The 11,183-nt window shown below is 42.2% G+C and carries 9 protein-coding genes; all 9 read left to right on the top strand.

What is annotated here, in order from left to right; all coding sequences use genetic code 11:
* The coding region (locus AKG39_RS01675) for a xanthine dehydrogenase family protein molybdopterin-binding subunit (RefSeq protein WP_152912162.1) at positions 1–1,768 on the top strand (1,768 nt) is incomplete at its 5' end.
* Positions 1,769–1,872: 104 nt separating this feature from the next.
* Complete coding sequence (locus tag AKG39_RS01670; protein WP_050738621.1) at positions 1,873–4,242, top strand: pyridine nucleotide-disulfide oxidoreductase/dicluster-binding protein; 2,370 nt, start codon at positions 1,873–1,875, stop codon at positions 4,240–4,242.
* Complete coding sequence (locus AKG39_RS01665) at positions 4,242–4,448, top strand: DVU_1557 family redox protein (protein ID WP_050738620.1); 207 nt, start codon at positions 4,242–4,244, stop codon at positions 4,446–4,448. Before AKG39_RS01670 ends, AKG39_RS01665 begins: the two co-directional genes overlap by 1 nt.
* Complete coding sequence (gene trsM, locus AKG39_RS01660; RefSeq protein ID WP_115028127.1) at positions 4,448–5,188, top strand: DVU_1556 family methyltransferase; 741 nt, start codon at positions 4,448–4,450, stop codon at positions 5,186–5,188. The genes AKG39_RS01665 and trsM overlap by 1 nt, the downstream gene beginning before the upstream one ends.
* The gene (locus tag AKG39_RS01655) at positions 5,181–5,636 is read left to right on the top strand and encodes a DVU_1555 family C-GCAxxG-C-C protein (RefSeq protein WP_050738619.1); all 456 of its coding nucleotides are present in this window, start codon (positions 5,181–5,183) and stop codon (positions 5,634–5,636) included. Before trsM ends, AKG39_RS01655 begins: the two co-directional genes overlap by 8 nt.
* A gap of 18 nt (positions 5,637–5,654) precedes the next feature.
* Positions 5,655–7,034: a DVU_1553 family AMP-dependent CoA ligase gene (locus AKG39_RS01650; RefSeq protein ID WP_050738618.1), complete on the top strand. Its 1,380-nt coding sequence runs from the start codon at positions 5,655–5,657 to the stop codon at positions 7,032–7,034.
* Complete coding sequence (gene trsS / locus AKG39_RS01645) at positions 7,031–8,422, top strand: radical SAM (seleno)protein TrsS (RefSeq protein ID WP_050738617.1); 1,392 nt, start codon at positions 7,031–7,033, stop codon at positions 8,420–8,422. The genes AKG39_RS01650 and trsS overlap by 4 nt, the downstream gene beginning before the upstream one ends.
* Before the next feature lie 222 nt (positions 8,423–8,644).
* Positions 8,645–9,457, top strand: a complete 813-nt coding sequence (locus tag AKG39_RS01640) for an XdhC family protein (RefSeq protein WP_050738616.1) — start codon at positions 8,645–8,647, stop codon at positions 9,455–9,457.
* Entirely contained in the window at positions 9,454–11,178 is a 1,725-nt protein-coding gene (locus tag AKG39_RS01635) for a DVU_1551 family NTP transferase (RefSeq protein WP_050738615.1), read from the top strand. Before AKG39_RS01640 ends, AKG39_RS01635 begins: the two co-directional genes overlap by 4 nt.
* The last annotated feature ends 5 nt before the right edge of the window (positions 11,179–11,183 follow it).

Below are 11,183 nucleotides of genomic sequence, written 5' to 3'. Positions count from 1 at the left end.
CATTGAAATCCATCCCGGTACACCGAACATTTATTTTCAAACCAATATTGTTAAAGGTGATGAAACCAAACCGCTAATGACAAGTTTGCCAAATGTTATTGAAGATGATTTTTATGTGGGCAGGCAGCCCCATTTACCGCTGGAACCAGACGTTGGGTTTGCTTACTTTGATGACGATGATAATTTAATGGTTCATTCCAAGAGTATTGCCCTTCATTTCCATCAGTTAATGACCGCCGAAGCTATTGGTGTAGATCCCACCAAATATTTCATTGTTCAGAATCCCACCGGCGCAACCTTCGGTTATAAGTTCAGCCCAACCAATGAAGCTTTACTTGGTGTTGCCGCAATGGTTTCTAAACGACCTGTATTTTTAGAGTTTAATATGTACCAACAGATTACCTATACCGGAAAACGTTCACCATTTTTCATGAATGTCAAATTCGGCGCCGATGAAAATGGGATTCTTCAAGCAATGGAATCTGATTGGTCCGTGGACCATGGTCCCTATTGTGAATTTGGTGATCTGGTAACCACCCGTGGTACACAGTTTATTGGCGCCGGCTACAATATCCCTAACATTCGCGGCGAAGGTCGAACCGTTGCCACCAACCATGCCTGGGGATCTGCCTTTAGAGGTTATGGATCACCGCAAAGTCTGTTTGCCTCTGAAACCCTAATTGATATGCTGGCCGTACAAATGGGAAAAGATCCATTGGAACTCCGCTATGCCAATGTTTATCGTGAAGGGGATACGACACCCAATGGCTGCCCGCCGGATGTCATTGCTTTGCCACAGGCCATTGATACTTTAAGACCAATTTATAAGGCCGCCAAAGCCAAAGCAGAAGCGAAAAACAAAGAGGGCGGCAACACCAAATACGGCGTGGGTGTTTCATTGAATATTTATGGATGCGGCCTTGATGGCCCGGATTCTTCAGAAATATGGGTAGAACTCACCCCAGAAGGCGTTACCGTTGGGGATTCCTGGGAAGATCATGGTCAAGGGGCTGATATGGGGACACTCACATTTGCATATGAAACCCTGCGTCCGCTGGGAATCAAACCCGAAGAAATTAAACTGGTTATGAATGACATGCAGTTAACCCCCAACAGCGGACCTGCCGGTGGGAGCCGATCTAATGTAATGACCGGGAACGCCATTAAGGTTGGCTGTGAAAATTTACTGACCGCCCTGAAAAAGGCTGACGGAAGCTACCGAACCTATGACGAAATGGTTGCCGAAAATCTGCCATTGCGTTACGAAGGTAAATGGACAGCCCCCTGTACGGCACCAGGTGTTGAAACAAGTCAGGGTAATCCCTTCCCAGTTTATATGTACGGGGTACTTTTAGCCGAGGTAGCTGTTGATACAACCACTGGTAAGACCCATGTTGATAAGCTCACCCTGGTATCCGATTGCGGAACAATAACAAATAAATTAGTTCTTGAAGGACAGCTCTATGGCGGTCTGACCCAGGGAATCGGTTTGGCCTTAAGCGAAGATTTTGAAGATTTGAAAAAACACACAACCTTAACCGGTTGCGGTATTCCTCAAATCAGAGATGTGCCCGATGAAATAATCCTGATTCACCAGGAAACACCACGGCCACTGGGACCATACGGTGCGGCCGGTTCTGGAGAAATGCCATTGTCCGCACCACATGCGGCCATCGCCAATGCTATTTTCAACGCCTGTGGCGTTCGCATCAAACATTTGCCGGCTTATCCTGCAAAAGTTTTAGAAGGATTAAATGCAATAAAATAAAAATTTAATATTAAACAAATGTCAAAAACAGGAGTTGGGAAAAAGCTTATTTGAGGCAATCGAACAAAGCTCCCAATTCCTGTTTTATATAGGAGGCAAAAGGAATGGATTTAGATAAGTTATTAGAAGTTGGAGATTTATGTATTCATCCAGAACCACCCGTATGTAATGCAACATGTCCCGTTCATTTGGATGTCATTGCGTTTATTAACGAAATAGAAAAGGGTGATTTTAAAAAAGCGTATAAGCTAATGGAAAAAAGAATCCCTTTTGCAAAACTCATTGGCAAGATCTGCGACCATCCCTGTGAGACGGTTTGTGTGCGAAAAGACGCAGGCGGAAGCATTCAAGTATCAGAGCTTGAAAAACTTGTGATCAATCAGGGTTATACCGCACCGAAAAAAACCTTGCCGCTGCCCAAAAACAAAGGAAAAGTCGCTATTATCGGCGGCGGATTAAGCGGCATCACAGCCGCTGTTGATCTCGATAAAAAAGGGTATATGGTCAGCGTCTATGAAAAGTCGAATCGATTGGGGGGGAGACTCTGGGAGTATGAAAGTGACACGCTAAAAAAGGAAGAAATAGAAGAAGAACTGCAAATATTTGAAAGACAGAAAATTTCGGTAACCCTTAATACAGCCATTGATCAGAGTCGTCTGGAAACTTTGGAAGGCGATTATGATGCTATTTTCATTGGTACCGGCGACTGGGAAGAAAAACTCGAGATCAACCGCGAATCATTTATGGTGGGCGAATCTAATGTATTTGCAGGAGGTAAACTTGCAGGCGAAGGCACTTCTGTTATTGGATCAGTAAGCTCAGGCAGAAGAGCCGCTATATCCATTGACCGATATGTCAGCAAGGTATCCATAATGGCTTCCAGGGAGCGGGAAGGTCGTTTTGAAACACCTTTAAATTATAAAACCGACAATGTTCTCCGGGTCGAAAAGATTAATAAACAAGGCGATTATTATACTGAAGCAGAAGGCATTGCGGAAGCAAAAAGATGCTTGAAATGTGTGTGCGAAGATTGCATTACGACCTGCAGCCATATGCAGCGGTTTAATATTTCTCCGGATGCATATATCAGACAGATTAATCAGAGTGAGCGGATTATTCTCGGAACCCATTATGCCAATACCATGATCAATTCCTGTACCGAGTGCGGTCTTTGCAAGGAACGGTGCTTTTTAGATATCAGCATGAAAGATGTCATTCATGAGACCCGGGAAAGTATGGTGGAAAAAGGAAAGATGCCGGTATCGGCCCATGATTTTGCGTTAAAGGATATGCAATTCAGTAACAGTGACCGTTTTTCAATGGTCAGGAAGCAGCCCAGTAAAGAACAATCAAAGGACTTATTTTATTATCCAGTGATATCCTATTCCAAATATGCCCAGGGGCTTTATAAAGGCACCGGAAAAACAGGGTATTTGTTTTATCCGGGATGTCAGCTTTCCGCATCCCATTCTGAATATATTGGAGAGATCTATAAATATTTAGTCGGAACCATGAAAGAAACAAAAATTGACGGCGATGTTGGTATGTATCTGGGATGCTGCGGAGCCCCTGCTGATTGGGCCGGCAGACAGGACCTGATGCAGGAAAACATTGGAAAAATCAAAGATGTGTGGAAAGAAATGGAAGAACCCACCTTTATCCTGGCCTGTTCAAGCTGCGCCAGTATCTTTGAAAAATATTGTCCGGAGATTAACACCATTTCGCTATGGGAAATATTTGATAAATATGGTTTGCCAGAAACAAAGATAACCCCGGACAGAGGGGTATTGAATCTTCACGATGCCTGCGCCACACGGAATAATCCCAAAATTCACGAAAGTATCCGAAATATTACAAAATCACTGGGCTATGAAATCAAAGAATTTGGGTATTCAAAAGAAAAGACGAAATGCTGCGGTTATGGCGGTTTGGTGTATTATGCCAACCGGGACCAATCAAACGATTTTGTACAGGATCGGATCAGCGAAAGTACCGAAGACATGCTGGTTTATTGCGCCATGTGTAAAGACTTATTTGTTGAAGGGGGGAAGAAAACCTATCATATCCTGGATCTGATTTATGCAAAAGATCTTACCAGTGCCGGGCTTCAGAAAACGCCAAGCTTTTCTGAACGACATCATAACCGGGCCCAGCTCAAGATTGATTTACTCAGTGAAATATGGGGTGAAAAACAGACCATGGATACAACTAATGAACTTGATTTTAGTTTAATTATTCCTGATGACGCTCAGAAACTAATGCAAGACCGGTATATTTTATTTGAAGATGTTGAAAAAGTAATTGATCATGCCCGAAAAAACGACGAATACTTTTTTAATCCGGAAACTAAAAATTATCTGGCAAAATTAAGACATGAGAACGTAACCTATTGGGTAAGATATGAAGAAAATGGAAAAGATGTTATCGTGAACAGTGTATACAGCCACCGAATGGAAGTAGTGGAGGAACCATAATGAATAGTGAAAACGAAAAAAACACACCATGGGTGTGCGGAAAATGCAATAGTAAGTTGGAACTCCAGAAGGTTAAAGTTACATATTTGGGCGGAAGCTTTGAAGTCGAATTGATGAAATGTCCAGTGTGTAATTTCGTTTTTATCGACGAGGATTTAGCACTTGGTAAAATGCTGGAAGTCGAAAAAGGGTTGGAGGATAAATAGTGAGTTTCTGTAATGCCTATGAAAGTCCTTCAATGCGGGAGGTCACCGGGCAGACGCTGCGGCCTGGCGGCTTCTCCCTAACCGAAAAGGCAGTGCAATTTTGTGGAATTTCAAAAGGTGATACGGTTCTTGATTTAGGCTGCGGCATGGGGGCAACCATTGGATACCTCTATGAAAATCATGGAATCAAAGGCGTTGGCATCGATCCTTCTAAAAAATTGTTGGATATGGGACGAAAACAATTCAAGTCTTTGGATTTCATTCTGGGAACCGGAGACTACCTGCCCTTTGAAGAAAAAAGTTTTAATTGTGTTTTGGCAGAGTGTACCTTATCTTTAATGGATGATATTAATAAAACCATAAATCAAGTTCTTAAAGTATTGAAAGATAGCGGAACATTTATTATTACGGATGTATACGCCAAAAATTCAAATGGGATTAAAGCTCTTGAAGACTTTTCATTTAACAGTTGCATGAGAGGGTTACATGATATTGACTGCTTAAAAGAAAAGTTAGTAGCCCGTGGGTTTGAAATTATGCTCTTTGAGGATTGCAGCGATCTTCTGAAAGCATTGATGGTAAAGATTATCTTTTCATATGGGTCAATGAACGTTTTCTGGAGAAAGACAACTGAAAATAGTGATTGTGTGAATGGCTGTCAGTTTCAGGAAATCTTAAAAGCCTGCAAGCCAGGATACTTTATTTTAATTGCAAAGAAAGGAAACGAATCTAATGGATGAAACAGCATATCGAATATTACAATTATCAATGGCAGGATATTGTTGTACACAAATTATGTTGAAAATGGCTCTTGAAGAGGAAGAAAAAGAAAATCCTGATTTAATAAGAGCCGTCAACGGATTGTGCAATGGCATTGGAAATGATCAAAAAACCTGTGGCGTGTTAATCGGGGGGATTGGAATCCTGGGACTTTATGCAGGGAAAGGAACACTTCGAGAATACTCAAAAGATGGTTATTCTTCAATGATTCGAGAATTTATGGAATGGTTTGAAGACGGTTTTGGCAGTACGGATTGCGTTGATCTTATTGGCGTTACCAAATTTACGGATGCCAACAGTGATCAGAGCTATATGGTCAAGTGCGGGGACCTATTAACCCAAAGCTACCTTAAAATCCAGGAGATTCTAACGGAAAACGGTTATGAATTTGGAACCAGAGACGAATAGGGCGGCTGGAAACTCCATATGAATTACATCGAAAAAACGCCTCTGGAAAAGTGGATCGGAAATAAAATTGGGCGAAATGCCCTTGATTTATCAAGGGAAAGTCTGGAAGCTTATCAGCTTGAAGCATTTCAACGAACCCTTGATTACGCCAAAAATAACAGTGCTTTTTATAGGTCTTTGCTGCATGATATTGATCCAAAAGACTGCAGAACCTTGGAATCCATAAGCAAGCTGCCTTTTATTAATGCGTCAGATATCAGAAATCATGGCAATCGGATGATCTGTGTGAAACAGGGAGACATTCAGCGGATTGTCACATTGGATACATCCGGTACCACAGGAGCGCCTAAAAGGATTTTTTACACCCGAGCAGACCAGGAACTGACTATTGATTTTTTCCATCATGGCATGGCTACTTTCACAGAACCCGGAGATAAAGTTCTGGTGCTTTTGCCTGGCAAAACCCCCGGCAGCATTGGCGACCTATTACAGATCGGACTTGCCCGAATGGGCGTGGAAGCTATAGTTTATGGCATTGTTGATGACAGAGAAGCGGTTATAGATATCATCTGTAATAAGCAAATCAATGGCATTGTGGGCATCCCTCAGCAAATTTTTGCATTGGCAGGGTCAGATCGCTCTGAAACTGTCAAATTAGCCAAAAGCCTAAAATTCGTTCTTCTTAGTACCGACTATGTCTCCCCAGCCATTAGCCAGACGATTCATGAAAGCTGGGGCTGCGAGGTTTACGAGCATTACGGTATGACTGAAATGGGCCTGGGCGGCGGAGTTTTTTGCAAGGCATTAAAAGGATACCATCTCCGAGAAGCTGATCTTTTTTTTGAAATCATTGATCCTGAAACAGGAAGACCAGTCCCGGATGGCGAATTCGGAGAAGTGGTTTTCTCGACACTGACACGAACCGGTATGCCCCTGATACGCTATCGCACCGGGGATATAAGCCGGTTTTTGACGTCACCCTGCAGTTGTGGCACGCTGCTTAAAACAATGGATTGTGTCCGCCACAGACTGACAGCTTGTGTAACCCTTGAAAGCGGACTGATCCTGACCATGCCGATGCTTGAAGACCTTGTATTTTCGGTTGAAGACATTTTGGACTTTGATGCGGAGCTTACTTCAGCGGAGGATGGGTTATTGACATTGGAACCCAAAGAGAAAGAATGTTTAATCATTTCCATTAACACAAAGGACGCTCTAAAGAACAGCATAGCAAAGATTCAATTAAAAATAGCGGCATCATTCCTAAAAAGTTTGGTTATATCAGACAAACTGAAAATAATAATAAAGCAGCAAGGTTATAAAGAACCTGATATTAAAGCCATCAGAAAACGCAATCTTCTGGATAGCAGAAATAGAACAGGAGACAGAAAAGAATGAATGAAAAAACAAAAAGTATTTGTCCGGTTTGTCACAAAACAATTTCGGCGCTGCGAATACAAAAGGGAAATAAAATTTATTTGCACAAAGAATGTGATTTGCATGGAAAATTTGAAGCCTTGCTATGGGATGCCTCAACGCAAGGCGGCGGAGGTTATCAACAGAATAGTAAAAACGACATCAATTCGGAAGAGTGTTTAGAATGGCAGAATTGGACAACGGAAGCTGTCAATACAATTCCTGCTGTTTTTGATACGAAAAGCAATCATAACTGTCCCCATGACTGCGGTCTCTGTGAAAGTCACCAGCAGCAGGCCTGTTGTGTTCTCATTGAAATTACCCAGAATTGCGATCAGAATTGCAACTATTGTTTTGCATCGGCGCACTCTTCCAAAGGAAAAAGCGAAGATCTTTCCCTTGGGGAAATCAGAGAAATGTATGCGTCCTTATTGGCCAGAAATACCGGCCGGTCGTTTAACATTCAGCTTTCCGGCGGGGAGCCAACCATGCGGGAGGATTTGCCGGAGATCATCAGAATGGGAAAAGAAATGGGATTTCCATATATTCAACTCAATACCAATGGCAGGCGGCTGGCAACAGATCCGGCCTATGCAAGGAAATTACATGAAGCCGGACTTTCATCGGTATTTCTGCAGTTTGATGGCACCGAAGAAGCCATCTATGAGAACATAAGAGGGAAGCCGCTGCTGGAGTTAAAAGAAAAAGCCATAGAAAACTGTGCAGCGGCAGAATTGGGAACGGTATTGGTGGTTACGGTGGTGCCCGGGGTAAATGATCACAATCTGGGAGATATTCTCAGATATGGGATTAAGCGACTTCCTTTTGTCCGGGGGATTCATTTTCAGCCGGTGAGTTATTTTGGGCGATTCCCGCACCAGCCATTGGATACTGACCGGATCACGATTCCGCAGCTCATTGGGAAGCTTGTAATTCAGTCTGAGGATAAACTGAAGACAAATCAGTTTGTTCCCTTACAGACCGGACATCCCGTGTGTTCCTTTCATGGGAATTTCCTCATTATGGAGGATGGCGGTCTGATTTCCCTGGATTCAGATCCTAACAAATGCGGTTGTGGGTATAATGAAGATTCCATCGAGAGAGCCCGGAATTACATTGCCAAGAAATGGACCTATAAATTTCAGCGCATCGCTGAGAAGGTGAGCAAAGACTATGATTATTCATCATGGGATCGCTTGCTGGCAAAAATAAATTCCCATGGCTTCAGTATTACCGCCATGGCCTTTCAGGATGCCTGGAACCTGGATTTGGAACGCCTTCAGAAATGTCGGGTACAGGTTGCGGTCAAAGGCAATAAACTAATCCCGTTTTGTGCTTATAACATTTTGCACCGACCAAACAGCAAATAAAAGACGGTGATGCAGAACGTTATGGTGGATGAGGGCGCAATTTCTACACTGCGGTAAGTTTTGCTGTCTACATCGATGAAAATTTTTGCTTAACCTTGGAAGTTCGATGAACAGTTCGTTTGCATGTTACAAAATTGTTTATTAAAAATGAAGATAAACAATAATTGTTCGATGCTGATGAGTTTCACTAACCTAGCAATATATGAAAGAAGGAGAAACAAGATGAAAGAAATCATTAGAATTGGCAGAGATCTCATCGAAGCAGGAGAAGATTTTGTGGTGGCCAAAGTCATTGATACGGTGGGTTCCGCCCCAAGGAAAAAAGGGGCGTGGTTGATCATGACCCGTGAAGGAAAACCTTATGGCACAGTAGGCGGGGGCAAGCTTGAAGCCATTGTTGAAGATCTTTGTCGGGAAACATTCACAACAAAAAAATCTGGAAGCCATGATTTCAGTCTAACTCCTGCAGACCGACAAGGAATTGATATGCGTTGTGGCGGAGATGCCAAAGTCAGTATCGACTATGTTGATCACTTAAATCCTCAAAATTTTGAAGACGAACTCGAAAGCGAGGCAACGGCCTATATTTTCGGAGCAGGACATGTTGGAAAAGAAGTGGCAAAAATCTTGAATTATATCGATTTTTCAACAGTGATACTGGATGATAGACCGGAATTTGCAAACCGGGATCGATTTCCAGATGTGGATAAAATCGTTATTCTCGACAACTTCCAAACAGCCTTTAGAGATGTTCAAACCGATTCCGACAGTTACATTATTATTGTCACTCGGGGTCACAGTGGAGATTATGATGTGTTAAAACAGGCTCTTAGTCAAAAATCTGCTTACATCGGTATGATTGGAAGTCGAAAGAAAAAGGCAACGATCTATAAACAGCTACTGGCGGATGGCTTTTCGGAAACAGACTTAGAAAAAGTCCATGCTCCGATTGGGTTAAGGATCGCCGCAGAAACACCCGAGGAAATTGCGATCAGCATCGCTGCTGAAATAATTCAAGTTAAAGAAAGTCTATGAAAGAAAAAAAAGTTGCCGCAATTATTCTTGCTGCCGGTTTATCGTCACGAATGGGAGAGTATAAAGCGCTTCTTCCATTTGACGGGATCCCAACAATTTCATTGATCATCCGAACAGCAAAACTTGCGGGTATTGAAAATATTATTGTAGTAACAGGACATAACGCAGATCAATTGCAACTGATTCTAAAAGAAGAACATGTAAGTGAAGCCTATAATAAGCGTTATAAGGATGGCATGTTTACTTCGGTTCAAACTGGGGTTGCAGCACTGGATTTTGACACCGATGCCTTTTTTTTGCTGCCGGTGGATTATCCATTAATAACTTCAAAAGTATTATTGGATTTGATAGAGATTTATCATGAAAATGCGGATTCCTTTTTAGTCCCCTGTTTCAATGGAAAAAAGGGTCATCCACCGCTTTTTCCCATGAGCATGGCTGAATTTATCTTAAAAAGCAATGGTGAGGGAGGGCTGAAAGCAATTACGAGAAGTCATGAAGACCGGATGATTAAAGCAGAAACTGAATGTGAAGCCGTGGTTATGGATATGGACACACCAGAAGATTATAAAGAACTGGTTGCATATTACGATAAAGCACAAATCCCTGAAGCAGCACTTTGTATAAAAACACTGGACAAATACAATACACCCATTGCTGTCCAGAGTCATTGCAGGGCTGTTGCAGGCTTAGCAGTGAAAATTGCAGAAGTGCTTAACCAACATGATTTTAAATTGGATAAAAAACTTATTCAGAGTGCCGGCCTTCTGCATGACATTGTCCGCGATCAGCCAAAACACTGGCTTGCCGGTGCACTGATTGCAAAGCAAAATGGCTGGTATAAAACCGCAGGCTTAATTGAAAATCATATGTTTTACACAAAAGAAGGACCGGTGCTGCCAATCACCGAACTGGATGTCCTGTGTTTGGCTGATAAAATGTTTAAAGGGGATGTTTTTATAGGTTTGGAGGATCGAATGATTCCCATACTCAGGAAATTTGAAGGGGATACCGTTGCATTGGAAAAAATTAACGAAAGATTTCAAAAAGCCAATGAACTTATGGTTTTTATTAATAGCCTTTCCGGTAAAACCATGAAAGAGCTATGGGAATCCCCAGATATAGAGACTCAACCAGGAAAAAAGAGACGATTACTGCTAATTCGGCATGGTCAACCCCAAAGACATCGGGAAAAAATATTTCTGGGACAAACTGATGTTGAATTGAGTAACCAGGGGATTTTTGAGGCGGAAAATGCTGGCAAAAGATTGCTTCAGCTTAAGCCTCAGGCAACAATAATATACGCCAGTGATCTAAAACGGGCGAGACAAACCGCTGAAATTATTGTAAAAGAACTCAATCCAGACATTAAGGCGATAAATGTCGTTCTGATACCTGAATTTAGGGAAATGAATCTTGGCTCTTGGGATGGGCTGTTTATCAGTGAAGTCAAGAAACGGTTTCCAAAGGCGTATGAACAGCGAGGAGAAGATCTCTTGGCGTATAAGATTGACCAGGACTCAGAAAATTATTATGATCTGCGTTATCGGGTAATGAAAAAACTGAACAGGATCCTTGATGAAAATGAAGAAGAAGATATCATCATCGTAGCCCATGCAGGGGTAATAGCAGTGATACGCAACAGTCTGGAAGGGTTGGATTTTGAAAAGTCCGTTTTGACGAAGCTGAACCAGGCCGAGATATATGTTATCGATATTTAAAATAA

The sequence above is a fragment of the Acetobacterium bakii genome (assembly GCF_001263355.1).
GTDB classification, from domain to species: domain Bacteria; phylum Bacillota; class Clostridia; order Eubacteriales; family Eubacteriaceae; genus Acetobacterium; species Acetobacterium bakii.
The sequence above is the reverse complement of the archived record's forward strand: the minus strand, read 5'-3'. Positions and strand labels throughout refer to the sequence as shown.

Excerpts from the sequence above, each read along its gene's own strand:
- AKG39_RS01670 (WP_050738621.1), top strand. The coding sequence starts at position 1,873 with ATGGATTTAGATAAGTTATTAGAAGTTGGAGATTTATGTATTCATCCA.
- AKG39_RS01665 (WP_050738620.1), top strand. The coding sequence starts at position 4,242 with ATGAATAGTGAAAACGAAAAAAACACACCATGGGTGTGCGGAAAATGC.
- AKG39_RS01655 (WP_050738619.1), top strand. The coding sequence starts at position 5,181 with ATGGATGAAACAGCATATCGAATATTACAATTATCAATGGCAGGATAT.
- AKG39_RS01650 (WP_050738618.1), top strand. The coding sequence starts at position 5,655 with ATGAATTACATCGAAAAAACGCCTCTGGAAAAGTGGATCGGAAATAAA.
- trsS (WP_050738617.1), top strand. The coding sequence starts at position 7,031 with ATGAATGAAAAAACAAAAAGTATTTGTCCGGTTTGTCACAAAACAATT.
- AKG39_RS01640 (WP_050738616.1), top strand. The coding sequence starts at position 8,645 with ATGAAAGAAATCATTAGAATTGGCAGAGATCTCATCGAAGCAGGAGAA.
- AKG39_RS01635 (WP_050738615.1), top strand. The coding sequence starts at position 9,454 with ATGAAAGAAAAAAAAGTTGCCGCAATTATTCTTGCTGCCGGTTTATCG.